This window comes from Herminiimonas contaminans, assembly GCF_015645465.1.
Lineage (GTDB): Bacteria > Pseudomonadota > Gammaproteobacteria > Burkholderiales > Burkholderiaceae_D > Oxalicibacterium > Oxalicibacterium contaminans.
Window position 1 is genome coordinate 40,719 of sequence record NZ_JADOEL010000017.1, and the last position, 25,640, is coordinate 66,358.

General features: G+C 55.5%; 22 protein-coding genes. 9 read left to right on the top strand and 13 right to left on the bottom strand.

The annotated features are described in order from the left end of the window. The first annotated feature begins 264 nt into the window (after window positions 1-264). Together IXC47_RS16550 and IXC47_RS16555 are read left to right on the top strand one after the other, a co-directional pair. Window positions 265-1,314, top strand: coding sequence for a HEAT repeat domain-containing protein (locus tag IXC47_RS16550; protein ID WP_326838422.1), 1,050 nt, complete (start codon window positions 265-267; stop codon window positions 1,312-1,314). Beyond that, on the top strand, window positions 1,311-2,687 hold the full coding sequence (locus tag IXC47_RS16555; RefSeq protein WP_195876376.1) for a glycosyltransferase family 2 protein: 1,377 nt from the start codon (window positions 1,311-1,313) through the stop codon (window positions 2,685-2,687). Before IXC47_RS16550 ends, IXC47_RS16555 begins: the two co-directional genes overlap by 4 nt. Before the next feature lie 9 nt (window positions 2,688-2,696). Here the strand turns inward: IXC47_RS16555 and IXC47_RS16560 are convergent, their stop codons facing one another. From IXC47_RS16560 to rpsP, 7 genes are all read right to left on the bottom strand, one after another. Beyond that, window positions 2,697-5,567 (bottom strand): bifunctional diguanylate cyclase/phosphodiesterase, encoded by a 2,871-nt coding sequence (locus IXC47_RS16560; RefSeq protein ID WP_195876377.1) that lies wholly within the window; start codon window positions 5,565-5,567, stop codon window positions 2,697-2,699. A 129-nt stretch (window positions 5,568-5,696) separates the two neighbouring features. Next, complete coding sequence (locus IXC47_RS16565) at window positions 5,697-6,653, bottom strand: CobD/CbiB family protein (RefSeq protein ID WP_175626154.1); 957 nt, start codon at window positions 6,651-6,653, stop codon at window positions 5,697-5,699. A 120-nt stretch (window positions 6,654-6,773) separates the two neighbouring features. After that, window positions 6,774-7,442 carry a CoA pyrophosphatase gene (locus IXC47_RS16570; protein WP_195876378.1) on the bottom strand — a complete coding sequence of 223 codons (669 nt, stop codon included), beginning with the start codon at window positions 7,440-7,442 and terminating at the stop codon, window positions 6,774-6,776. A 252-nt stretch (window positions 7,443-7,694) separates the two neighbouring features. Beyond that, on the bottom strand, window positions 7,695-8,078 hold the full coding sequence (gene rplS / locus IXC47_RS16575; RefSeq protein WP_124574775.1) for a 50S ribosomal protein L19: 384 nt from the start codon (window positions 8,076-8,078) through the stop codon (window positions 7,695-7,697). A 108-nt stretch (window positions 8,079-8,186) separates the two neighbouring features. Beyond that, window positions 8,187-8,933, bottom strand: coding sequence for a tRNA (guanosine(37)-N1)-methyltransferase TrmD (gene trmD, locus IXC47_RS16580; RefSeq protein ID WP_195876379.1), 747 nt, complete (start codon window positions 8,931-8,933; stop codon window positions 8,187-8,189). Between the two features lie 22 nt (window positions 8,934-8,955). Next, window positions 8,956-9,495 (bottom strand): ribosome maturation factor RimM, encoded by a 540-nt coding sequence (rimM, locus tag IXC47_RS16585; protein WP_195876380.1) that lies wholly within the window; start codon window positions 9,493-9,495, stop codon window positions 8,956-8,958. A gap of 27 nt (window positions 9,496-9,522) precedes the next feature. After that, window positions 9,523-9,774, bottom strand: a complete 252-nt coding sequence (gene rpsP, locus IXC47_RS16590) for a 30S ribosomal protein S16 (RefSeq protein WP_124574772.1) — start codon at window positions 9,772-9,774, stop codon at window positions 9,523-9,525. Window positions 9,775-10,090: 316 nt separating this feature from the next. On the opposite strand from rpsP, the gene IXC47_RS16595 reads away from it, so the two are divergent. The 3 genes from IXC47_RS16595 to IXC47_RS16605 all read left to right on the top strand — a co-directional run bounded on the left by IXC47_RS16595 (window position 10,091) and on the right by IXC47_RS16605 (window position 12,478). Continuing rightward, window positions 10,091-10,441, top strand: a complete 351-nt coding sequence (locus tag IXC47_RS16595; protein ID WP_195876381.1) for a TM2 domain-containing protein — start codon at window positions 10,091-10,093, stop codon at window positions 10,439-10,441. A gap of 202 nt (window positions 10,442-10,643) precedes the next feature. Next, window positions 10,644-12,101, top strand: coding sequence for an ammonium transporter (gene amt, locus IXC47_RS16600; RefSeq protein ID WP_195876382.1), 1,458 nt, complete (start codon window positions 10,644-10,646; stop codon window positions 12,099-12,101). Continuing rightward, window positions 12,098-12,478, top strand: a complete 381-nt coding sequence (locus IXC47_RS16605) for a hypothetical protein (protein ID WP_195876383.1) — start codon at window positions 12,098-12,100, stop codon at window positions 12,476-12,478. Before amt ends, IXC47_RS16605 begins: the two co-directional genes overlap by 4 nt. A gap of 16 nt (window positions 12,479-12,494) precedes the next feature. Here IXC47_RS16605 and IXC47_RS16610 read toward each other — a convergent pair whose 3' ends face one another. The 6 genes from IXC47_RS16610 to ugpQ form a co-directional block, all read right to left on the bottom strand. After that, window positions 12,495-14,285 (bottom strand): acyl-CoA dehydrogenase, encoded by a 1,791-nt coding sequence (locus IXC47_RS16610; RefSeq protein ID WP_175626147.1) that lies wholly within the window; start codon window positions 14,283-14,285, stop codon window positions 12,495-12,497. 151 nt (window positions 14,286-14,436) lie between these two features. After that, complete coding sequence (locus IXC47_RS16615; protein WP_195876384.1) at window positions 14,437-15,366, bottom strand: electron transfer flavoprotein subunit alpha/FixB family protein; 930 nt, start codon at window positions 15,364-15,366, stop codon at window positions 14,437-14,439. Between the two features lie 61 nt (window positions 15,367-15,427). Next, window positions 15,428-16,177, bottom strand: a complete 750-nt coding sequence (locus tag IXC47_RS16620) for an electron transfer flavoprotein subunit beta/FixA family protein (protein ID WP_195876385.1) — start codon at window positions 16,175-16,177, stop codon at window positions 15,428-15,430. A 191-nt stretch (window positions 16,178-16,368) separates the two neighbouring features. After that, on the bottom strand, window positions 16,369-16,596 hold the full coding sequence (locus IXC47_RS16625) for a sulfurtransferase TusA family protein (RefSeq protein WP_175626144.1): 228 nt from the start codon (window positions 16,594-16,596) through the stop codon (window positions 16,369-16,371). A gap of 185 nt (window positions 16,597-16,781) precedes the next feature. Then, window positions 16,782-19,391, bottom strand: a complete 2,610-nt coding sequence (alaS, locus tag IXC47_RS16630) for an alanine--tRNA ligase (RefSeq protein WP_175626143.1) — start codon at window positions 19,389-19,391, stop codon at window positions 16,782-16,784. A gap of 103 nt (window positions 19,392-19,494) precedes the next feature. Beyond that, window positions 19,495-20,277, bottom strand: a complete 783-nt coding sequence (gene ugpQ, locus IXC47_RS16635; protein WP_195876386.1) for a glycerophosphodiester phosphodiesterase — start codon at window positions 20,275-20,277, stop codon at window positions 19,495-19,497. Between the two features lie 203 nt (window positions 20,278-20,480). On the opposite strand from ugpQ, the gene IXC47_RS16640 reads away from it, so the two are divergent. From IXC47_RS16640 to IXC47_RS16655, 4 genes are all read left to right on the top strand, one after another. After that, window positions 20,481-22,079: a gamma-glutamyltransferase family protein gene (locus IXC47_RS16640; RefSeq protein ID WP_195876387.1), complete on the top strand. Its 1,599-nt coding sequence runs from the start codon at window positions 20,481-20,483 to the stop codon at window positions 22,077-22,079. Between the two features lie 117 nt (window positions 22,080-22,196). Continuing rightward, the gene (locus IXC47_RS16645; RefSeq protein ID WP_195876388.1) at window positions 22,197-22,718 is read left to right on the top strand and encodes a DUF2569 domain-containing protein; all 522 of its coding nucleotides are present in this window, start codon (window positions 22,197-22,199) and stop codon (window positions 22,716-22,718) included. 187 nt (window positions 22,719-22,905) lie between these two features. Then, window positions 22,906-23,667 carry a YoaK family protein gene (locus IXC47_RS16650; RefSeq protein ID WP_175626139.1) on the top strand — a complete coding sequence of 254 codons (762 nt, stop codon included), beginning with the start codon at window positions 22,906-22,908 and terminating at the stop codon, window positions 23,665-23,667. 205 nt (window positions 23,668-23,872) lie between these two features. Continuing rightward, window positions 23,873-25,621, top strand: coding sequence for a glutamine--tRNA ligase/YqeY domain fusion protein (locus tag IXC47_RS16655; protein ID WP_195876389.1), 1,749 nt, complete (start codon window positions 23,873-23,875; stop codon window positions 25,619-25,621). The last annotated feature ends 19 nt before the right edge of the window (window positions 25,622-25,640 follow it).

The window sequence follows — 25,640 nt, forward strand, 5'->3', positions numbered from 1 at the left end:
ACACATGAGCCACTCTCCTACTTGTCGCAGAGACATCAACTGTTGTGCAAAAGAGTCGGATCTGATGACGCACGTTAATCACTTAATTTGAATGTTGCCACGCAGCATGCAGCCACAGCAATCAGCATTACAATAATAAAATTCCTAAATGCAACATGAGGCCGATATGGGCATGACTCTTTTTGCCACGCATCCGATGCAAGCAACACCAGTTGCCGCCACCAGCCTGATGTCGATGGCACCGACTTGTAAAGCTGCCAGCTAGTGCCTGACCTTCTCTCCCATCCGCTGTTCGGTGCCTGGCTAGGCATAGGTGCTATCGCTTTAAGCCTGTTGCTCATCCTGTTGCTGGCTTATCTGCGCTTCTCACTCAGGCGACGCACGCAAGCCGAACGTGCATTCCTCGCAAGCTGGCGTCCGCTGCTGCTCAGTTCCTTGCAATCATCGGTAGCCACGGTATTGCCCATGGTGGCGCGACACGAACGTATTTATTTCCTGAAGTTGTGGAATCAGTTGATACGCAGCGCTGGCAGCAATGAAGCAGCAGAGAACCTGATCGCCATCGCTTACTCGGTCGGTGCTGATCGATACTCGCGACGATTTCTCACACGTGGCAAGCGTGTTGAGTGCCTGCTCGCGACACTGACGCTGGGACATCTGCGCGACCATGCATCATGGGATGCGCTGGTACTGCAAACCATGGCAGCCGACAATGCCACTTCCATCCATGCCTTCCAGGCGCTGGTGCAAATCGATGCGACGGCTGCCGCACAACAACTGACACCACTGATGCTGGCACGTAATGACTGGGCGATCGCGCACATCGCAGGCATCCTGCAACCAGCACACGCAGCCTTTATGCTGCCCTTGCTGGAAGCAGCCGATGAAATACGCGCCGCACATCTGGTCCGTGCCTTGCGCCTGATCGAGGCACTGCAACTGCCTTTGTCACATGCCGCCATCCTGAAGCTGCTGGATAAGGACAACGAAACCGACATCATCATTGCCGCGCTGCGCATCGCCAGTGATGCCAGCCTGCTGCCGTATATACGCCCGCATTTGCAGCACCCGGACTGGCGCGTACGCGGGCAAGCGGCGAAAGTCATAGGACGCATAGGCGAGCACCCGGACGTCAATCGCCTGATACCGCTGCTGGCCGATGCCGAATGGTGGGTGCGTTATCGCGCAGCACAATCGCTGGTCGGCATCCCTTTCCTCAGCATGACTGAAATCGAATTACTGAGAAACAATCTGTCCGACCGTTTTGCACGTGACATGCTGAGCCAGGCCATCGCAGAAAGGCAAACCTTATGAGCCTGTCCGCACTCACATATGGCATAGCCTGGGCTATCTTCGCCTACTTCGTCATCTATCATCTCGGTTACTTCCTGCTGAATATCCTGGCGGTAGTGCGCATGCACGATGCCGAGCAAAGCAAGATACTGACTGACCTGCCGTATCTGCATTCCGAGCTGGAACCACCGATCAGTGTCTTGCTGCCCGCGCACAAACATGCAGACACCATCGTACAGGCGACACAGGCACTGCTGCATCTGGACTACAGCAAATTCGAAGTCATCGTTATCAACGATGGCGCACAGGATGGCAGCCTGGAAGCGCTCACTACCGCGTTCGACCTGCATCCATTTCCGGAAGCCTATCGTGTACAACTGAAAACACAAGCAGTGAAATGCATCTACCGCTCCAGCCGTTATCCGCACTTGCGTGTGATCGACAAGGAATACGGCGGTACCGCAGATGCCCTGAATGCCGGCATCAATGCGTCACGATATCCATTGTTTTGCAGTCTGGATGCAGAAACGCAAGTGCAACGCGACAGCCTGCAATACCTGGCGACGCCTTTCCTCAATGATCATCATGTGATTGCCAGCGTCGCCGCGGCGCGCGTCGCATCACCGGGTGCGGGCTCGCCGACGCGCTGGGCCGCACTGTTCAAGATCGTTGATAGCTTGCGCAACCAGCTATATGCCTCCCTGGGCTGGTCTATGCTGAATGGCATGTTGATCGCCCCTGCAGGCATGATGTTGCTGCGCAAGGAAGCGGTGATTGCAGCCGGTGCGTATAGCCGTGGTGCCCGTATCGCAGGAATGGAATTGATCACGCGTATGCACAGAATCATGCGGGACCGGCAACAAGCCTATCGAATACGCTTCATCGCTGACCCGATTTGCTGGCAACAGGTGCCGGATAATTTTTCTGCTTTGAAAAATGATTGCGTACGCAGCCAGCAAGGTGTGGCCGACAGCCTGGCGCAGAATATGGGCTTGTTGTTCGCCAGACGCAGCGGCAGTGCCGGGCATCTCGCGTTTCCATTTCTCTTGCTGTTTGAAGTAGCGGGACCGCTACTGGAATGCCTGGCTTATGTATTCGTACTGGGCGGCCTGGCTGTTGGCGTCATATCGTGGCCAGCATGCCTGGCCTTCCTGTCCGTCATGATCGCGCTGGGTATCTTGTTATCTGCTTCTGGCTTACTGCTGGAAGAAATGGCCTTCCACCTTTATCCAAAAACCGGTGATCTCTGCACCTTGATACTGGTCGCCATCATCAGCAACTTCGGCTACCGCCAGCTCAACAGTCTCTGGCGCAGCATGGGATTGATCTCTTGGTACGCACATCGGAAACCAGGCGAGCTGCCTGAATACATCGCCCCCAAACGTATCAATTAATCCAGCTGATCAGATCAGCGACCCGCGCGTATCCACCTGTAAACGCCTGTCGTCTCTCAGCATGACTTCCAAAGCATCGGCAGTGATAGGACGGCTAAAGAAGTAACCCTGTATCTGGTCGCAGCCGTGCTGTTGCAGGTAGGCGAGTTGCTCTTCGGTTTCCACGCCTTCCGCAATCACGGTCAGACGCAGGCTATGCGCTAGCGAAATGATGGAGGCGACAATCGCTGCATCATCCGGATCGGTCGTGATGTCATTGACGAAGGAGCGATCAATCTTCAATACATCGATAGGGAAACGCTTGAGGTAAGACAGGCTGGAGTAACCGGTACCGAAGTCATCAATCGACAGCTGCACACCCAGCGCCTTCAACTCGCGCAAGATACCGATCGCATGATCCACGTCGGCCATAACCAGGCTTTCCGTCAATTCAATTTCCAGGCACTGCGGCGGTAGCTGTGTCTCTGCCAATGCCTGTGCAATCGACTCCAGCAAATCCTGCTGTGCAAACTGACGTGCCGACAGATTGACCGACATACGCAAGGAGCCCAGGCCGCGTTCTTGCCACAGTTTGTTCTGACGACATGCCTCGCATATCACCCAGGCACCGATAGGCACAATCAAACCAGTCTCTTCTGCCAGGCCAATAAAGCGCACCGGCGGAATCATGCCCAGCTCCGGATGCTGCCAGCGTATCAGCGCCTCGACGCCGACAATTTTTCCATTATGCAGATCCAGCTGCGGCTGGTAATGCAGGACGAACTCACCGCGCTCCAATGCGTTGCGTAAATCACCTTCCAGGCGCAAGCGTTCCAGCGCGCGTTCGTTCATCGCCGAGGTATAGAACTGGAAGTTATTGCGACCGGTTTCCTTGGCGCGATACATCGCGATATCGGCATGTTTGATCAGCTCTTCCGGCGTCACACCATCATTCGGATAAACCGCGACACCGATACTGCTGCTGATAAAAAATTCATGTCCTTCTATCGTCAGCGGTTTTGCGATGCCATCCATAATGCGTTGCACGATACCGGTCGATAAACCGGCGTCCGCGCGCTCTGGCAGGATCAGCACGAACTCATCGCCACCCATGCGCGACACGGTATCGGTATCGCGCACTGCACCTTGCAGGCGTTCGGCAATTGCTTTCAGCAGGATATCGCCAGCCTGATGACCGAGCGTGTCGTTGACGAATTTGAAGCGATCCAGATCGACAAAGGCAATCCAGATCGGATGATTGTAGCGATGCGCATACGAAATCACCTGGCTCAGGCGGTCGCGCAGCAAGCTGCGATTCGCGAGGCCGGTCAGTGCATCTCGATTGGTCTGGAACTCCAGCTCTGACTCATAGCGCTTGGTTGCAGTAATGTCGTATAGCGCAACCACGAAGTGACTGACTTCACCGGTATCGTCCTTGACCGGCGCGATATACAAATCACTCCAGAACAAAGCGCCATCCTTACGGTAATTACGCAGCACCGCATGGCCTTCACGCTTCTCCAGCGCGATCGAACGCAGTTCTTCTATACCCGGTTGTTCCCAATCCTTGCCCCACAGGAAACCGATATTGCGACCCAGCGCTTCTTCCGGCGAGTAACCAGTGATCCGGGTGAAAGCGGGATTGACGTATTCGAGCGGATAATCCGGTGCCGTGGCACGTGCAATGATGATGGCATTGGCACTGGCTTCGATCGCACGGTCGCGCAATTGCAATTCATGCTCTGCATGTTTGCGTGCTGCGATATCAGCGATCAAATCATCGTTCACTGTGCGCAGCTGCGCGGTTCGGTCGTCGACCAGCAATTGGATGCGGCGTGAGCGGTCGACTATCAGTTGCAGATAGATCGCTGATACGACGCTCAGCAACAAGCCGACCAGGAACGCCCACAAGGCACTGCTGCTGTTTTTCAGGAACAGGATAGGCGGTGTCGATACCACCATGCTCCAGGTCTTACCGGCTACATCAAAAGCATGCTGATAGGTTTCCGGCTGGTCGTAGAACAACCACGCAGGCAAACCGAAAGCTCCATGATGCAGAGTCGGCTCTACGCCCTTGCCAAACACCAGGCTATCCTCGCTATGCTCAGCGCTGGCATACACGCTGACATCGACCGCCATATCGACATGCGATGTCAACAACAAGTCATTGGCCTCCAGTGCGCGCGAGATCAGGTCGTTGCTGCGAAACACGGCCGCGGTATCACCGATCACTGCCGCGCGGCGTGATGCGATATCCGACAACACTGCACCTTCCTTATAAACCGGCATCAGGACGATGAAGCCACGCTGTGCGCCACGTTCCTGTATCAGGTGCAACAATCCGGTAGCCGACGGCTGGCCGGTATCCACTGCACGTTGCATCGCTGCGGTCTGGAAGTGATAGGAATCGGCATCGAAACCTAGCGCGGCTTCGTTCCCAGCCATAGGTACGATGTAATCCACCACGCGATAACGCGGACGCTCCGGTGCGGTCACCGCTCTACCGTCCACCATTTCGGTAATCGTGAAATTCGGAATGAGCTTGGCCATCTCCGCTTCATAAGCGGCACGTTCCTGATGCGACAGATAGCGATGGTAAGCAAAGCCCTGGATGTAGGGATTGCGCGCCAGCAAAGGCTGGGCAAAGGTTTTGAATTCTTCGCGACTGACTATGCCAAAGGTCTTGAACAATTGATTGATATCAGTCAGCACGCGCATGGAACTATCCAGTCCATCCTGCACCGCTGCGACCCGCACTTTGGCTTGCTGCTGGAAATCGATATCGACCTTGTCGTGCTCCAGGCGACGCACCGAAGCAAACAACAACGCACTAATCAACAAACCGATGGCAAGCGTCAACAACGCGGAAAAAGACACAGAAAAAGCTGCGCGATGACGCATCAATAAAAATTCCCTATGCAGTATTTGTTAAAGTCGGCAGCGAGATCAGCGATCGACCGATACCGAGAAAATGTGTTCATACATAAAAAAACGCGCTGCATAGCGCGCTTTTTATGTATGTGGCGCTTGTTAACCCAACCACTTCGCAATAGATAACAACAGAACCAGCAGCATCCACAAGAGCAATGCACGCCATACCAGGCCCACAGTGCTTTGCAGTGCGCGGCTGGACGCTTCTTCGCCGACTGGTGCTTCGGTCTCGATATTGATCGAATCCACCATCGCCGCGTCTGCAGGGATCACCTCAGCCACGGTTTCTACAGGTGCACCCAGGCGTATGCCCATCGCACCACCACCGGCGGACAAGATGATGCCGATAGCTTCATCCTGCCAGCGACCGGCAAAATTACGCCAGGCGTAAATCGCATCTTCGAAGTTGCCGACCACGGCAAAGGCAGCCGCCGTCAGGCGTGCCGGGATCCAGTCTATCCAGTAGAACGCTTGTGATGCGAAGCGACCAAACTCTTCGCGCTCAGCCATCTTCGGTTCGTTCCAGATGCGTGCCAGGTATTCGGCCACGCGGTACATCACGGCGCCGACCGGGCCCAGCGGGGTCAGGATCCAGAAGAACACGCCAAATACGTTGCGATGTGTCGTCACCAATGCAGTTTCAACTGCAATACGTGAGATTTCGCTGACATCCATGCCAGCGGTATCGCGCTTGGTCCATTCAGCCAGCAAGGAGCGGGCGGTCGCTTCGTCGCCATTGTTCAAAGCCAGCTGGATAGAGGTGAAGAAATGGCTGTAATGACGGAAACCCAGTGTCAGATAAACTACACCGACATTCACGATCAAAGCAGCCAGCGGACCGAGTTTGACGCTGATCCAATATAACAACGCTACCGGCACGCAGAACGCAGCGATCATCAGCGCCCATGCCAGCCGTCCGTGATGCGCCTGACCGGCGTTAAACGACCCTTCCAGCTTGGCAGCCAGTGCTCGCGCCCCGGCGTAGACCGGATTATCGGCCCGCAACGGTTTTAATTGCTCGATCAATAGCGCAAAGAAGATGGAGAAAAATGTCATTAAAGCGCCTTAATAGTCAGTCAACCCATACGATAACGCAGCACTTCGCGAGAATCAAATAAAGCGAAACATAATAATTAGCGTTACAGCCAAACTCGGTAATCCACACGCGTAAACGACTTACGCCCGGAGGAAATGAAATAGATTGCGTAACATGCCTGCAGTAGCGCCCCAGATAAAGAAGCGCTCATACGGCATCACATAAAAGGTGCGATTCCCGGTGACGAACTCTGCGGTGCGGCGTTGGTGGTGCATGCCGTCCATCAGGAAAGCCAGCGGTACTTCAAACACCTCGGCTACCTCGAACGGATCGGCCTTTACTTCGAACGGCGGCTTCACGATGCCGACTACCGGCGTAACGCGGAAGCCGGTACCGGTATGGTATTCAGGCAAAGTCCCGATCACATCGATATGGCTGCGACTGATGCCGACCTCTTCTTCGGTTTCGCGCAATGCAGTTGCTATCGGCGATTCGTCATAGCTTTCCATGCGACCGCCGGGAAAGCTGATCTGTCCGGCATGGTCATTCAAATGTGCGGCACGCTGGGTGAACAGGATGGTCGGGCCATTCTCTTCACGCAACACGATAGGTAGCAAGACCGCCGCCTCAGTCAGGGGGCCGCTCATGGGGCGCACCAGGCGCTCCACGGTAATTTCCGGCGACCACGCTGGCGGGTTGGAAAAGCGTGCGCGTAAAGCTTCGTCCCGCAAGCGGTCAAGAGCAACGGCCTCTTCGCCGCCGAGCGAATCTACCGGCAATAATTCCGGATCAAAATGCAGTCTGGCCAATTCAACTTCCTAATACAAAGTTAATCTATGTGCGCTCCATCCGGATCGAATGAAGCAGCGATATCTAAACGGCCTGTGCCTGATACAAGACGCAAGTACGGACTTGCATCGGATTAACTGATGTTAAACCTGTCATCGCTTCAGCACCAAATTTAACAATCAAAAAATGCCTCCGGAAAACAAAAAAGACACCCGAAGGTGTCTTTTTTGTTGCTACCGCAAGTATTGCCCGGACGTATCCGATATTGGCAATTACTCCGCCGCTTTTGCTGCAGCGCGACGTTGTGGCAGTTTTTCTTTGATACGTGCCGATTTGCCCGAACGTTCGCGCAAGTAGTACAGTTTTGCACGACGTACATCACCGCGACGTTTGACTTCGATCGATGCGATCAGCGGGGAATACAACTGGAACGTACGTTCGACGCCTTCACCGGACGAGATTTTACGAACGATGAAGTTCGAGTTCAGGCCACGGTTACGACGGGAGATAACAACACCTTCGTAAGCCTGAGCACGTTTACGTGTGCCTTCAACTACGTTGACGTTGACGACCACTGTATCGCCAGGAGCGAAGTCAGGGATGTTTTTTGCCAGGCGAGCAATTTCTTCTTGCTCTAATGTTTGGATCAGATCCATTTTTATTACTCCAAAAACCATCGTGCCGGCGCCACGTATATATTTGCCCGGTAGAGGATGGGGTTACACATTGCAGGGCTGTTAATGCGCCCCGCTCGATACAACAAACTACAAACTGCTCAAAAACTTTTCATCGACACGTGTCAGCAATCCTGCCTCACGCGCCTTGACGATCAGGTCCGGGCGCTTCCTTGCGGTTGCTTCCAGCGCACGTTCGCGGCGCCATTTTTCGATCTCGACATGATGGCCACCCATCAACACTGCCGGTACCGCTGCGCCTTCGTAGACTTCAGGCCGCGTGTAATGCGGACAATCGAGCAAGCCATTAACGAAGCTGTCTTCAACTGCCGATGCATCATCATGCAAGACCCCGGGCAACTGCCGGATCACCGCATCCATCAATGCCATCGCCGGAATTTCACCGCCTGACAGGACGAAATCGCCGAGGCTGATTTCTTCATCGACGCAGCTATCCAGAAAGCGCTGGTCTACTGCTTCATAACGTCCGCACAACAAAACCAGACCCGGCTCTGTCGTCAGCTGCATCACGCGTTCATGGGTCAATGCCTTGCCTTGCGGCGACAAATACACAACGCGAGGTGCAACCAAACCTTGTTCTGTCTGCCTTGCCTTGGCTGCCTGTACGGCGGCCTCCAGCGGCTTAACCATCATCACCATGCCAGGACCACCACCATAGGGACGGTCATCAACGGTACGATGCTTATCGCTGGTGAAATCGCGCGGATTCCACAAAGACAATGCACATTTCTTTTGCTCAAACGCGCGTCGCGTAATACCCGACTGCGTTATCGCTGTGAACATTTCAGGGAATAGCGTGACGACATCAAATTGCATCTCGCACACTCCTCTCATCGGACTAGTAATCCAGTCCCCAGTCCACTGTAATTTTCTTTGCTGTTCGATCGACCGTGATGACGAACTGCTCAACGAACGGGATCAGCAACTCTTGCGACGCAGCCTTGGGATCAGCGGCATCAGCCGACAGTGGCACAGCAACGCGCAAAATAGGATGCGCACCGTTGTCCATCATGTCACTGACCTGACCCAAGTGTTCGCCCTGCAGGTTCTCGACTTCCAGGCCGATCAGGTCGACCCAATAGAATTCATTATCCGACAGAGCGGGGAAATGACTACGCGGAATCTGCACGGTTGCACCTTTCAGCGCCTCCGCAGCATCTCGCCCTGCCACACCCATCAACTTTGCGACTACATCACCGGTATGCATCTTGGACTGCATCATTTCCACGTCATGGAATTCAGGCTTATCCAGCCACCATGTCTTGGCAGTTAACAATGCATCAGCATCGGCCGAATAGGGTCTGACCCTTACCCAGCCATTCAATCCATACGCACCGGAGATGTAACCAACCAGCACCAAATCTTCAGGAACTTTCATTCCCGATGCCGTTTGATTCGACAAAACTTAAGCGGCTTTTTTGCCGACTTGGCTAACCAGGCGAGCTACTGTAGGCGACAGTTGTGCGCCCACGCCTTGCCAGTAGGCCAGACGGTCTTGCACAATGCGGACGCTTTCTTCAGCGCCGGAAGCTACCGGGTTGTAGAAACCGATGCGTTCGATGAAGCGACCATCGCGGCGATTGCGCGAATCTGTAGCAACAATGTTAAAGAAAGGGCGCTTTTTTGCACCACCACGAGCTAAACGAATGACGACCATAATATTTCCAAAAAGTGTCTGAACACGGAAAAAGCCGCAAATTATAGCCCAGGTAGCACAGCACCTGCAACCTCATTCATTGAGATCAGCAATATCGGTGTGGCAAATCGGGCAATCAGACTATTCCACTATGGAAAAGCTTTTGCGGCGCGTAGTCCATCTGCCCGTACAATAGGTAAAAACCGGGTCAGACAGATGGTATTTGATTTAATTTTGATTAAAAACCGGAGTTTGCACGCATTTTCACACGTTTTTTAATCAAAAAAGCTGATTTTTATATAAAAATCAGCCTTTTCACCGAAAAAATAGCAGGAATATGCCAAATTCGCACAAAAACAAAACCCTAAGCACCCTATTAGCCGCCTTATTTGGCTGGCTCGGCCTGCATCGCTTTTATTTGTACGGCAAGAAAGATTTCTGGGCCTGGGCGCACCTCGCCTTCCCGCCGCTGTCGGTATTTGCCGGTTTTATCGGCGCGCTGGTCATCGGCCTGACCCCGGATGAGAAATGGGATGCGCAACACAATGCCGATTCCGGCCAGATTTCCAACTCCGGCTGGCCCGTCATCGTGCTGGTGGTACTGACTTTTGCGCTTGGCTCCACCGCCCTGATCGCGACCATCGCGCGCGGCTTCGACCTCTACCTGACCGGCGGCGCTTTCGGCTGAGCCCATTCCACCGGCTTGCCATCGCCCCAGCGCAGTGCAAGCCGTCCTCCGCGTGACCTGCGTCAGTGCGCGTAACCGCTATCAGCCGCACTGACTGCCCGCTTTTCCCTCCCTCAACTGATAATTCGCATGGCACACATAGTGCTTTTATGAAACTTGCCGTGGCATCGCCACATGGCTCAATCAGTCCTCAGGGAGTTTCATGATTATGCGTACTGCGTCCTTCGCATCCGCCACATCCATCAAGATGGCGTTGACCATCCTCGTTTCTGCCTTTGTCTTCAGCAACGCTCACGCGCAAACCCCGGCACCGGAAAACACAACACCGGCTGCCGAAACGCAGGCTGCGCCGTTGACCATGCCGATGATTAACGAGCAGACCGAAACGGCAACGCCGGAACCGGTCACAGAAGCGCCACTCACCAAACCCACTGTAGTCGACGCCAGCAAGATCAGCGCGGGCGATACCGCCTGGTTACTGGCGTCAACAGCGCTGGTGCTATTCATGACCATCCCCGGCCTGGCCTTGTTCTATGCGGGTATGGTGCGCAAGAAGAATGTACTGGCGACGATGGCGCACAGCTTTGCCGTCACCTGCCTGGTCACCGTGATCTGGGTCGTCATCGGTTACAGCCTCGCCTTTACACCCGGCTCTCCGTATATAGGAGGACTGGACCGGGTACTGCTCAGCGGCATGGAATTCGTCAAGGAAACCGGCAAGCTCAGCGTCAGCGAAATCGCTCCGACGATACCTGAAAGCGTCTTCATCATGTTCCAGATGACCTTTGCCATCATCACCCCGGCACTGATCACCGGCGCTTTCGCCGAACGCATGAAATTCTCCGCGCTGCTGATCTTCATCACGCTGTGGTCCATCTTCGTCTACGCACCGGTCGCACACTGGGTATGGGAACCGGGCGGCTGGCTGGCAATGCGCGGCGTACTCGACTTCGCTGGCGGCACCGTGGTTCACATCAATGCCGGGGTCTCCGGCCTGGTTGCCGCCATCATCATCGGACCGCGCCTGGGCTTCGGCAAGGAACCTATGCCGCCACACAATCTGGTGCTGACCGTGATCGGTGCCTGCATGCTGTGGGTGGGCTGGTTTGGCTTCAATGCAGGCTCGGCGGTGGCAGCTGATGGCCGCGCAGGTATGGCGATGCTGGCGACACAAATCGCAACAGCGGTCGGCGCGCTGTCATGGATGATCATCGAATGGCTGCGTCGCGGCAAACCGTCGGTACTCGGCCTGGTCTCCGGCGCAGTATCCGGCCTGGTGGCAATCACACCGGCTTCCGGTTTCGTCGGTGTCAGCGGTGCGCTGGTGATAGGCGCCGCCGCTGGCCTCGCCTGCTACTGGGGCGCAACCACACTCAAATCCAAACTCGGTTATGACGACTCACTGGATGTGTTCGGCGTCCATGCCGTCGGCGGCATAGTCGGCGCGTTGTTGACAGGTGTGTTCGCAGTCGAAAGCATAGGCGGTGCAAGCAGCAGCTTCGGCAATCAAGCCTTCGGTGTGATCGTCACCGTGGTCTACTCGGCTGTCATGACCGCCCTCATCCTCGGCATCGTCAGCGCACTGGTCGGCTTGCGCGTCACACCGGAAGCAGAAATCGAAGGCCTGGATCTGGAACAACACGGCGAGCACGTACTATGACCGAAGAACACCACTCACGTGCAGAGCTGGAAACCCATGCGTTTGCATTAATGGGCAGGCTGCACGTGAACCTGAGACGGCAAAGCGGCCGCGTGATCGATATCGAATACATGCGCATCGATCCGGGCTACTGCCGCTATCTGTTGAAGATGGCATCGCTCTCCACCAGCGAAGAGGTGCAGGAGTTGGGGCAAAAATTGCAGGAAGTTTTTTTTGGTACTGAAGGCTTGTTTGTGCGCACCGAACCGCGTCAACCCTTGTTGACGCGACTGCAGGAACCCGCCACTGAACCGGCTGCGGCGGCACCGAGCGCAGCACCCGCCGCACCGGAAACCGGTGACCCGGTTGATCGTGGCTATATAGGACGCTTGCGCTGAAACAGACTACGTAAACTCAGAACTGCGCTTCATCCAGCGCCAGCACACCCGCACTGCCGCTGACGATGGCACTGCGATAAGCGACCGCCTGCGACAGGAAGTAATCAGCGAAGAAACGCGCCGTCGCAATCTTGGCCTGATAAAACTTCGCATCACCACTGCCCGCATCCAGCTTCGCCTGCGCAATCAGGGCGGCACGCCCCATCTGCCAGCCGCAGAGCACAATGCCTGCGAGTTTGAGGTAAGGCACGCTACCAGCGAACACACCCTTGATATCGGACTGAATATTCGCGACGACATAGGCGACGACCTCTTCCAGCGCCGTCGATGCCTCAGCCAGATGTACGCCTATCGCTTTCAAATCCGGTGCGGTCGACTTGGCCAATTCTGCTTCGGTCGCACGCACGGCAGCGATGATACCGCGCGCCACCGCACCGCCATCTCGCACGGTTTTACGACCAACCAGATCATTTGCCTGGATCGCTGTCGTGCCTTCATAAATCGTCAGAATGCGCGCATCGCGATAGTACTGCGCAGCACCTGTTTCTTCGATGAAGCCCATGCCACCGTGGATTTGCAAACCAGTCGACGCCACATCAATCGACATCTCGGTAGACCAGCCCTTGATCACCGGCACCAGGAATTCGTAGAAAGCCTGCTGTGCATTGCGCACTTTTTCATCCGGATGATGATGTGCGATATCGAAGGCGGCCGCACCGACATAAGCCAGTGCACGCGCTCCTTCTATCTGCGCCTTCATCGACATCAGCATGCGCCGCACATCCGGTTGATGGATGATGGAGACTGCGGTCGCCGAACCCTCCAGGTCTTTCGACTGTACGCGATCTTTCGCATAGGCGACGGCTTTTTGATACGCGCGCTCTGCCACGCTGATACCTTGTATACCAACTGCGAAGCGCGCCGCATTCATCATGATGAACATGGTTTCCAGCCCGCGATTCTCTTGCCCGATCAGCGTACCGATTGCACCGCCGTGGTCGCCGAATTGCAATACTGCAGTCGGGCTCGCCTTGATGCCGAGCTTGTGTTCGATGGAGACGCAGAACGCATCATTGCGCTCACCGAGCGAGCCATCTTCATTCACCAGGAATTTAGGCACCAGAAACAGCGAAATACCTTTCACCCCTTCCGGTGCATCCGGCGTACGGGCCAACACCAGGTGGATGATGTTCTCCGCCATATCGTGTTCGCCGTAAGTGATGAAAATCTTGGTGCCGGAAATTTTGTATGTACCATCGCCCTGCGGCACTGCACGCGAACGCACCAGCGCCAGATCGGAACCGGCCTGCGGCTCGGTCAGGTTCATGGTGCCGGTCCACTTACCAGCGATGAAGTTAGGAAGGAATTTTTCTTTTTGCTGATCCGAGCCTGCGGTCATCAATGCTTCGATTGCACCGTCGGTCAGCAAGGGACAAAGCGCAAACGAGAGGCTGGCCGAGTTCAGCATTTCCATGCACGGTGTCGCCACCAGCTTGGGCAAACCCTGGCCACCAAAATCTGTTGGATGCTGCACACCTTGCCAGCCAGCTTCAGCATAGGCCTTGAACGCTTCCTTGAAACCCGGCGTGGTAGTGACCTTGCCGTCTTTCCACTCACTCGGATGCCGGTCACCGGCCTGGTTCAGTGGTGCGATCACTTCACCGCAAAAGCGTGCATTTTCTTCCAGTACCGCTTCCACTGTTTCCGGTGTCGCATCTTCACAGCCGGGCAAGGCATTGATCGCAGCCAGATCGGCCAGTTCGTTCATCACGAACAACATGTCTTTCAAGGGGGCAACGTAACTCATGCAAGACTCCTAAAAGAAAATGGGCAGGACGTTCAGCTCTTGCAGTGTGCCAGAAAACATCCTGTACGCACCACATCTGCTGCTCGTCCTGCCCATTTAAGCTGTAACGACACTGCCCGCTACGGCTCCCTGCATATTAGCTGGCCCGGTATTAACCCAGCTCGGTCACCAGTTGCGGCACGATTTCAAACAAATCGCCAACGATGCCGTAATCCGCTACCGAGAATATCGGTGCTTCCGGATCCTTGTTGATAGCAACGATGGTTTTGGAATCTTTCATACCAGCCAGATGCTGGATCGCCCCCGAGATACCGACCGCGATGTACAGCTCCGGTGCCACGATCTTGCCAGTCTGGCCGACTTGCCAATCGTTAGGCACGTAGCCAGCGTCAACTGCTGCGCGCGATGCACCCATCGCTGCGCCCAGTTTGTCAGCCAGTGGCTCGAGGATTTTGAAGCTTTCTTCCGACCCCAGGCCACGACCACCGGATACGACGATCTTGGCAGCGGTCAATTCAGGACGTGCCGAGGTTGCCAGTTCGCGCGATACGAACGACGACTTGCCGGAATCAGCTACGGCCGTAACGTTTTCAACTGTCGCCGAGCCGCCTTCAGCTGCGGAATCAAAAGCGGTACCGCGCACGGTGATGACTTTGACCGCATCTGCCGACTGCACGGTGGCAATCGCGTTACCGGCGTAGAACGGACGCTCGAAGGTATCGGCCGAAACGACTTTGGTGATTTCAGAAATTTGCGCGACGTCCAGCTTGGCGGCGACGCGTGGCAGGATGTTTTTACCGTATGCGGTAGCCGGTGCCAGGATGTGCGAGTAATTGGCAGCCAGTGCCAGTGCTTGCGCCGCAACGTTTTCGGCCAGGCCGTCGGCGAATTGTGCGCCGTCCGCTACCAGTACCTTGGTGACACCTGCAATTTTTGCGGCAGCCTGTACCGCTGCATCAGCCTGGTGACCTGCGACCAGGACGTGAACTTCGCCACCGCATTGAGCAGCGGCGGTAACGGTATGCAGGGTGCTGCCTTTCAGGGAGGCATTATCGTGTTCGGCAATGACGAGTGCTGTCATGGTGAATTCCTGTGATGTATGCAATATAGCGACGGTGCCGGGCACACATCGCTACAGATAATTAAATGACTTTGGCGTCGTTCTTGAGTTTTTCGACCAGCGTTTTTACGTCCGGCACGATGATGCCGGCCGAGCGCTTCGCAGGCTCTTCGACTTTCAAGGTTTTCAGGCGCGGGGTGACATCAACGCCGAGGTCGGCTGGCTTGAAGTTTTCCAGGGTCTTTTTCTTTGCCTTCATGATGTTAGGCAAAGTCACATAACGCGGTTCGTTCAGGCGCAGGTCAGTGGTCACGATCGCTGGCAGTGTCAGCGCGACCACTTCCAGGCCGCCATCCACTTCACGGGTGACTTTGATCTTGTCGCCTTCGATTTCGATCTTCGATGCATAGGTCGCTTGCGGCCAATCCAGCAAGGCGGCCAGCATCTGGCCAGTCTGGTTCGCATCATCATCAATCGCTTGCTTGCCGAGGATGATCAGTTGCGGTTGTTCTTTATCAGCAACTGCCTTGAGCAATTTGGCGACGGCCAACGGTTGTAACTCAACATCGGTTTCTACCAGCACTGCACGATCGGCACCAATGGCCATCGCGGTACGCAGGGTTTCCTGCGATTGCAGGATGCCGCAGGAGACGGCGATGATTTCTGTAGCTTTACCGGCTTCTTTCAAGCGGGTCGCTTCTTCCACAGCGATTTCATCGAAGGGGTTCATCGACATTTTGACGTTGGCGATATCGACGCCGGACTGATCCGATTTGACGCGGACCTTGACGTTGAAATCAACCACACGTTTGACTGGAACCAACACTTTCATAGCTATGCCTTTGAAAAAGTCACAAGGACGTAAATGTAAACTAGGAAAGATTATAAACGGAAGTGGCGCAGATGCTCAGTTCTGGACACTATGACCAGTCTGGCGGTAGGGATAAGGCGGGAAATCGGAGGTACGGAAACAGGCGTATTGCCAGCATGCGCCGTGGCCTGGCCGCAGCACATGCATCCGTATTATTTGCGTTGCATGAAGAAGGTGAAGACTTCGTCTTGCTGGCTTTGCTCCAGCAATTGATTACCGGTCTGTTTGGCGAAGGCCTGGAAGTCGCGTACCGAACCTGGATCGGTAGCTTGCACACGCAAGACCTCACCGCTCACCATTTCGGCCAAGGCTTTCTTGGTCTTCAAAATTGGCAGAGGGCAATTCAAACCCCGTGCATCGAGGTCTTTGGTAAATTCCATGGTCATACTCTCACATCAGTACATGCGATTGATTCTACTCTCAAACGCAACAGGGGAATGGCCGGAGGCCGGGTATACAACTTATTTAACAATTGCTTGCAACTACACACCTGCTTTTAATGCCCTGCGGAAAAAGCAAACGGCGCAAGCAGGTCAACACTCCTGCTTGCGCCGTCAGGTATGAATTAAGCGCGTTCGCCGACCCAGGCTGCGACGCCTTGCAAGGCATTCGGCAAACCACTGGCATCGGTACCACCGGCTTGAGCCATATCCGGCTTGCCGCCGCCCTTGCCGCCGACTTGCTGCGCGACAAAGTTGACCAGTTCACCAGCTTTAACCTTACCGATGGAATCAGCGGTCACACCTGCAATCAGGCTGACTTTACCGTCGTTCACAGCTGCCAACACGATGGCGGCTGTTTTCAGTTTGTCTTTCAGCTTGTCCATGGTGTTGCGCAGGGTCGCGACATCGGCACCTTCCAGCACCGCTGCCAGTACCTTGATGCCTTTGACATCAACCGCCTGCTCGACCAGTTCATCACCTTGCGACGACGCCAGCTTGCCTTTCAGCGCGCCGACTTCACGCTCCAGCGCTTTCATCTGATCCAGTACTTGCGCCAGACGTGGCTCCAGTTCTGCCGGCTGGGTTTTCATCATCGCTGCTGCGCTATGGATCACTGCTTCCAGCTCCTGCACATAGGCCAGCGCCTTCGCACCAGTAATCGCTTCGATACGACGCACGCCAGCAGCTACGCCGCTTTCGCTCATGACTTTGAACAAACCGATATCGCCGGTACGGCTGACGTGGGTACCACCGCACAGCTCACGGCTGGAACCAATATCCAGTACGCGTACGGTTTCGCCGTACTTTTCACCGAACAACATCAGCGCGCCAGTTTTTTGTGCGGATTCGATATCCATCACACGTGCCTGCGTATCCGAGTTCAACAGGATTTCTGCATTCACGCGTTTTTCGATTTCGAGGATTTGCTCACGGGTAACCGGCGCATTGTGCGCAAAGTCGAAACGTGTTTTGTCCGGATCAACCAGCGAACCTTTTTGCTGCACGTGTGCACCCAGCACTTCACGCAAAGCCTTATGCATGATGTGGGTGACCGAGTGGTTGCGCATGGTGGCGGCACGACGTGCGCCATCCACTGCGGCCTTGACCTTGTCGCCAACTGTCAACGCACCCTGGGTCTGTACACCGTGGTGGCCATAAACATCCGCTTTGATTTTCTGTGTGTCTTCAACGCCGAACTGCACACCTTCAGCACTGATGAAGCCCTGGTCGCCAACCTGACCACCGCTTTCCGAGTAGAACGGAGTGGTGTCCAGCACGACGATACCGGCCTGGCCTTCTTTCAGCGTCTGCACGGCAGTACCTTCGAAGTACAAGCCGACGACCGTGGCTTGCTCTTCCAGGTGTTCGTAACCGGTGAAGGTATTGCCTGCGCCGGTGTATTCGACCGCGCGTTCCATTTTGAATTTACCAGCAGCACGACCTGCTGCTTTTTGTTTTTCCATCGCAGCAGCAAAGCCAGCTTCATCGACACTCAGACCACGTTCGCGGCATACGTCCGCCGACAGATCGAGCGGGAAGCCGAAAGTGTCATGCAACTTGAATGCGACTTCACCCGGCAATACCTTGGCGTCGCCAGCCAGCGCTGCGTCAAGGATTTCCATGCCGTTGGCCAGCGTTTCAAAGAAGCGTTCTTCTTCCGCTTTCAATACTTCGGTAATGCGTTGTGCATCCGCTTTCAGTTTTGGATAAGCGTCGCCCATTTGCACGACCAGGTCTTGCACCAGCTTGTGGAAGAAAGGCTTCTTCTGGCCGAGTTTGTAACCGTGGCGGATCGCGCGGCGGATGATGCGGCGTTGTACATAGCCACGACCTTCATTGCTCGGGATCACGCCGTCAGCCACCAGGAATGCGGTCGCGCGGATATGGTCGGCGATGACTTTCAGCGAGTTATTGCTGAGGTCTTGCGTATGGGTTTCACGCGCAGCAGCTTTGATCAAAGCCTCGAAGGTATCGATTTCGTAGTTGCTGTGTACGTGTTGCAGGATCGCGGCCAGGCGTTCCAGGCCCATGCCGGTATCGACGCAAGGTGCAGGCAACGGTTTGACCGAGCCATCTTCTGCCATGTCGAATTGCATGAAAACGTTGTTCCAGATTTCGATGAAACGATCACCGTCTTCATCCGGGCTGCCTGGAGGACCGCCAGCGATGTGCGGACCGTGGTCATAGAAGATTTCCGAGCAAGGACCGCATGGACCGGTATCGGCCATCATCCAGAAGTTATCTGATTTATAGCGACCACCCTTGTTGTCGCCGATGCGGATAACGCGCTCAGGCGGCAAGCCGATTTCCTTGGTCCAGATGTCGTAGGCTTCCTGGTCTTCGATATAAACCGTCGCCAGCAATTTCTCGCCTGGCAAACCGTAAACCTGTGTCAACAGTTCCCACGACCATTTCAGCGCGTCGCGCTTGAAGTAGTCGCCGAAGCTCCAGTTACCCAGCATTTCAAAGAAAGTATGGTGACGTGCGGTGTAGCCGACGTTTTCCAGATCGTTGTGTTTGCCGCCAGCGCGCAGGCAGGCTTGTACCGAGGTGGCACGTACATACGGACGCTTGTCGCTGCCGAGGAATACATCCTTGAACTGCACCATCCCCGAGTTGGTGAACATCAGCGTCGGATCATTGCCCGGTACCAGCGGACTGGACGGCACGATCGTGTGGCCTTTGGATTCAAAGAACTTCAGGAATTTTTCGCGGATTTCGGACGAGTTCATGTTCTGGCTAAAAGTAAGGAAATTGGTGGTGCAAACGATAGATTATACGTGATATGGGCGCGATAACCCTCCCCTTCTCATGGTTGAAACCACAAGGGAGCGCTTAGCGTGACGAAGGGGAAATATGAGCCGGTTCCTCGCCAAAGCGTGGCCCGATCAGGTCGATACGGTCGGTACAGAAGCCATCCACGCCCCAGGACAGGATTTCCTGCGCCCGTGCCGGTTCGTTGACGGTATAGCAAAACAGGCCAAATCCGGCCTCTTTCACAGCGCGCGCCAGCAACGGCGTCAGGTGTTTGTGGTTGGTATTGAGCGAAATCGCACCCAGCGCCAACAGGCGTTCATGCCAATCCGGCGTCACCTCATCCATCAGGAAAGCACGCGGGATGTCCGGTGCCGCCAGTTGCGCCGCCCGCAAAGCGTCGAAGGAAAATGAAGACAGCAAGGGCAAAGCGCCCGGGGTACGATCCAGTGAGTGTTCAAACAGGCGCTTGACCGCCTGCGCCACCACCCAGCCGGTCTGATCTTCAAACCCCGGCACCGGCTTGATCTCGATATTCATCCAGATATTGTGGTGTATGCAGAAATGCGCGACTTGCTCAAAGCTGGGTACTGGCTCACCGATGAAATTCACGCCAAACCAGGCCCCTGCATCCAGCTCCATCAATTCCTGCGCGGTGTAGTCGGCTATGCTGCCCTCACCCTGCACGGTACGTCCCAGCTCGGGGTCGTGCATGACCATGGGCACACCGTCTTTAGACAGCATCACGTCGAACTCGACCGCATAAAAACCGTGCGTCAGCCCGCAACGCATCGCAGCTATCGTGTTTTCAGGTGCCAGCACGCCGCCACCGCGATGCGCAACAATCTTGGGATAGGGCCACATGGTGTTATTCCAATCGACTCAAGAGCGCACAGTGTATATCAGCGTGCTGCTCTTAATATAGCCGGACTTCTTGCATTTTCAACACGAGACCTGAAACACAACAACAGATAAAATGTCAGCCGCTATCGTGACTGCCGGATGGCCGCGCCATCTGGCGCGCCCCGGCCACGCATTTACCCGTAACGACCACCTCAGGATTACACATGCCAACTTTTGACTGGGCCAATCCCTACCCATCAATCCGCGCCCCGCTGTTTGCGCGCAACGTCGTTTCAACCTCGCAACCGCTGGCGGCACAAGCCGGCCTGCGCATGCTGCTCAAAGGCGGCAATGCGGTCGACGCCGCGATTGCCGCTGCAGCCGCCATCACCATAGTTGAACCGGTTTCCTGCGGCCTCGGCAGCGACGCTTTTGCACTGGTATGGGATGGCAATCAATTGCACGGCCTGAACAGCTCCGGCACCTCGCCGGCAGCGTGGACGCCTGAATACTTCAAGCAAAAGCACAACAACCTGATGCCGGAACGCGGCTGGGACTCTGTTACCGTACCGGGCGCGATCGCAGGCTGGGTCGCGCTCTCGCAAAAATTCGGCAAATTGCCTTTCGCCGACCTGCTGGAACCAGCGATCGAACTGGCGGCACGCGGCCACATGGTGGCACCTGTCGTACAGAAAAAATGGAATAACGCGATTCCTATCCTGAAGAACCAACCCGGCTTTGCGCAAGCCTTCATGCCGCATGGCCGTGCCCCGCATGTAGGTGAGCAATTCGTCTTCAGCGATGCCGCCAAAACGCTGACCAAAATCGCTGAAAGCAATGGCGAATCCTTCTACCGTGGCGAGCTGGCTGAATCCATCGTCAACTACGCCAAGGAAAACGGCGCAGCCATGACGCTGGCTGACCTCGCTGGCTTCCAGCCGGAATGGGTCACGCCTATCCAGAAAAACTACGGTGGACACACCGTGCACGAAATCCCGCCGAATGGCCAGGGTATCGCAGCACTGATCGCACTCGGCATCCTCGACAAGTTGGACATCACACGCTATCCGGTAGATTCGGTCGAAGCGCAACACATGCAAATTGAAGCGATGAAACTGGCGTTTGCCGATACCTACAAATGGGTCGCCGACGAGAAGTACATGACTGAAGTCACGGTCAAGGACTTGCTGAGTGATGGCTACCTGAGCGAGCGCGCCAAACTGATCAATATGGACCAGGCCACACGCGCCAGCCACGGCACGCCACCAAAAGGCGGCACCATCTACCTGACCGCAGCAGATGAAAGCGGCATGATGGTCAGCTTCATCCAGTCCAACTACATGGGCTTCGGCTCTGGCGTCGTGGTACCAGGCACCGGCATCAGCCTGCAAAATCGCGGCTTCGGTTTCAACACCATTGCGCGCCATGCAAACTGTGTCGCGCCAAACAAGCGTCCGTTCCACACCATCATCCCTGGCTTCCTCAGCAAGGATGGCAAACCGGAAATGAGCTTCGGCGTCATGGGCGGCAACATGCAGCCGCAAGGCCATGTGCAAACCCTGATCCGCATGCTGTCCTATAACCAGCAACCACAAGCGGCATGCGATGCACCGCGCTGGAAGGTGAATGTCGGCATGTCGGTAGACGTCGAAGAAACCATGCCACCAGATGTACGCGCTGCGCTGCAGGCACGTGGCCACAAAATCGAAAACATCGCCGACAGCTATATGGATTTCGGCGCCGGTCAATTCATCTGGAAAACCGAACACGGCTACATCGCTGCCAGCGATCCACGTCGCGACGGACAGGCAGTCGGTTATTGATTACTGGCTGACTCACCCGACACTGCACACCAGGCGGCCGCACTCCCATATTCATGGGGATGTTTATGCGGCCGCTTTCGGGTCTAATGTGCGCTGATTTTTTCCCACGAGAATGACATGTCCGAAGTTGCATCCGCTCCAGCAGTCCCTGCACCTGAACCATCCGGCATAGGCGGCTGGCTGCTGCTGCCCGCCATCGCCCTCATCATCAGCCCGTTGCGGATGATCTATGAATTCCATCAGACATTCTTGGACCTGCTGCGCCCGTCGGTATGGATCTCGCTGCTGAGCACGAAGTCGCCGAACTATAGCCCGGTGTTAGCCACCGTACTCGGCTGGGAAATCCTGGCCAACCTTGCCTTGTTTGCCCTCACCATCTGGCTGGGCTACCTCTTCTTCCGGAAGCGCAAGCTCGCGCCCGCCATATTCATACTCTGGATAGTGGTCAGCGCCGTACTGCAACTGGCGGACCTCATGCTGACTTCGCTGCTGGGTCTCGACGCGCAACAAAGCAATTCCCGTTCGGTCATCGAACTGGTTAAGAGCGGCATAGGCGCAGCCATCTGGGTGCCCTACTTCCTGCGTTCGGTGCGCGTCAAAAACACCTTTGTGCACCATGCAGCCAAGCCCGACTACTAAACTACAGCGTGGCGGCAAATACATCTTTTTCACATTCTCGTAACCACACTGTCATCGCTTTATGAGAGTATTGCTTCAGGTATCTGAAGCAAGTCGTTCCTGCCCACGATTCCTATAGCTATCGTGCGCCGCCTCGCTTGTGTCATTTACCGTGCCTGAACATTGTTTTTGCATGGAGTGAGAATCGATGAAGCGTAGTGAAATGCGTCACAAGATTCAAAATAGCAGCCTCGGTTTCCTGGCTGGCTATGTGGACACATTAGGTTTCGTTGCACTGTTTGGTTTATTTACCGCGCACGTCACCGGCAACTTTGTACTGATCGGCGCAGAGATGGCGCACCCGCAAGGCGGGCCGCTGCTCCTCAAAATTCTCGCCTTTCCCGCCTTCGTCTTTGGCGTGGTCTTCGCCCGCCTGTTCATTGCATCCCTGCTCAAACGCGGCCGCCACGCGCTGTGGTACGCCTACATCCTGCAGCTCGTCCTGCTGATTGCCTTCATGGTGCTCGGCTATATCGCCAGCCCTATCGGCAATGAACCCACACTGATGGCAGAACTGGCAGGTATCGTCGGCGCGATGGCCATGGGTACGCACAGCGCCGCCGGCCGACTCTTGCTGCCTCACCTCGCGCCAACTGCCATGATGACCGGCAACGTGACCCAGCTCGTAATCGACTCGGTCGACGTCATCTTTGGCTCGGCCAATGAAGCGGTCAAACAGCGCTGCATCAAATTCCTGTGGCCGGTCGTCGCCTTTGGCGTCGGTGCCGTCGGTGCCGCTTTTGCCTACCAATACGCGGGTTTTCTCGCACTGCTTCTACCCATCGCCATCCTGCTCTACCTGATGTACATAGAGCGCGGCGTCATCAAACGCCTGCAAAAGGAAAAAGAACGCGAAAAAGCCCAGCTGGCAGCCAAAGCGGAAAACCACAAACCAGTGTCCGCGTCCTGAGCCTTATCCGGCAAGGCTGGCCGTCCGTATCTACCAGCCTTTACGCTTGATTTTCACAGCTGGCGACAGCCGCCGCGCATAGCGAAAAACCGCTGTGCGGCGGCGCTTAGCCATTTATGGCTCAACACCCGCCCGCCTCGGGTAAAATGCCCTTTACTTCTTAATATTGCGCACTAGCCCTGCGCCTAGCCCAGAACACGTATCCATGAGCAACGATTCAAAAAACGGCAGCACCAATCCAACCCCGGCACCTTCCAACTTCCTGCGCGGCATCATCGAAGCCGATCTCGCCGCCGGCAAACACGAAACACGTGTCGGCAAAGACGGCCAGCCGCTGCCTACGGTCATCACCCGCTTCCCGCCAGAACCTAACGGCTACCTGCACATCGGCCACGCCAAATCGATCTGCCTCAACTTCGGCCTCGCGCGCGACTACGCCGGTCGCTGCAACCTGCGTTTCGACGACACCAATCCGACCAAGGAAGAACAAGAATACGTAGACACCATCATAGACAGCGTCAAATGGCTGGGCTTTGACTGGAAAGACGGCAACAAGGAACACCTCTACTTCGCCAGCGACTACTTCGACCAGTTGTATGCAATGGCCGAATACCTGATCAACCAAGGTCTTGCCTACGTCGACAGCCAGTCCGCAGAAGACATGGCAAAAAACCGCGGCAACTTCGGTGAGCCAGGCAAAAATTCGCCTTTCCGTGACCGTCCGGCCGCAGAATCGCTGGACCTGTTCCGCCGCATGAAGGCTGGCGAATTCGAAGATGGTGCGCACATCCTGCGCGCCAAGATAGACATGGCCTCGCCCAACATGAACCTGCGCGATCCGGCCATCTACCGCATCCGTCACGCGCATCACCATCGCACTGGTGACAAATGGTGCGTCTATCCGATGTACGACTACGCGCATCCGATTGAAGACGCGATCGAAAACATCACGCACTCGGTCTGCACGCTGGAATTCCAGGATCACCGTCCGTTCTACGACTGGGTGCTCGAACACCTGGCTGAAGGCGGTTTCTTTGCCAAGCCACTGCCGCATCAATACGAATTCTCGCGTCTCAACCTGACCTACATCGTCACCAGCAAACGCAAATTGCGCCAACTGGTAGAAGAAAACATCGTCGAAGGCTGGGATGATCCGCGCATGCCTACCATCGTCGGCATGCGCCGCCGCGGTTACACACCGGAAGCGATCCAGTTGATGTGCGAGCGCACAGGCGTCACCAAGTCCGACGGCTGGATAGACTACAGCGTACTCGAAGGTGCACTGCGCGAAGACCTCGATGAAAAAGCGCCACGCGCCATCGCAGTACTGCGCCCGCTCAAACTCATCATCGACAACTTCCCTGAAGGCGAAACCGTCGAATGCTCGGCACCGGTACATCCGCATCATCCTGAACGCGGCAACCGTACTTTCCCTATCAGCAAAGAACTGTGGATAGAGCAAGAGGACTACATGGAAGTACCAAGCAAAGGCTACTTCCGTCTCTTCCCTGGCAACAAGGTACGCCTGCGTTACGGCTACGTGGTTGAATGCACAGGCGCGGACAAGGACGCAGACGGCAACATCACCGCCGTACACTGCACCTACTTCCCGGACAGCAAATCAGGTACCGAAGGCTCGGCCAACTACAAAGTCAAAGGCAATCTGCACTGGGTCAGCGCAGCACATGCACTGCAAGCCGAAGTACGCCTGTACGACCGCCTCTTCAGCGATCCGCATCCGGACGCTGGTGGTAAGGACTTCAAACTGGCGCTGAATCCGAACTCAAAAGAAGTCGTGCAAGCATTTGTAGAACCTGGCGTCGCGGCAGTACAGCCGGATGAGAAATTGCAGTTTGAACGTCACGGTTACTTTGTCGCTGATCGTGTGGATAGCAAGGCTGGGAAGCCTGTGTTTAATCGGGCGGTGACTTTGAAGGATGGGTGGGGGAAGTAATAATTAAGGGAGAAATTTT